This is a genomic window from Streptomyces sp. URMC 126, assembly GCF_051386555.1.
Classification (GTDB): domain Bacteria; phylum Actinomycetota; class Actinomycetes; order Streptomycetales; family Streptomycetaceae; genus Streptomyces.
The window spans coordinates 1-259 of sequence record NZ_JBPQTX010001028.1 but is presented as its reverse complement, the minus strand read 5'-3'; the positions used below and the strand labels follow the sequence as shown (position 1 = coordinate 259).

At 73.7% G+C, this 259-nt stretch carries 1 pseudogene; it reads left to right on the top strand.

Going from position 1 to position 259, the window contains the following annotated elements:
* A pseudogene (locus ACSNOK_RS34960) lies at positions 1-259 on the top strand (malto-oligosyltrehalose trehalohydrolase); the annotation flags it as partial.

The following is a 259-nucleotide window of genomic DNA, read 5'->3' as shown; positions in this document are numbered from 1 at the left end:
GGGCCGGTGGCAGCCGGACGGCGTCCACGCCCCCAGCGCGCTGGTCGACACCGGCACCTTCACCTGGACCGACGGCGACTGGGCCGGCCGTCCGCTGCAGGGGGCGGCGGTCTACGAGCTGCACATCGGCACCTTCACCGCACCGGGCACGTTCGACGGGGCGATCGAACGGCTGCCGCACCTGGTCGAGCTGGGCGTCGACGTCATCGAGTTGATGCCGGTGGCGGCGTTCCCCGGCGAGAGCGGCTGGGGCTACGAC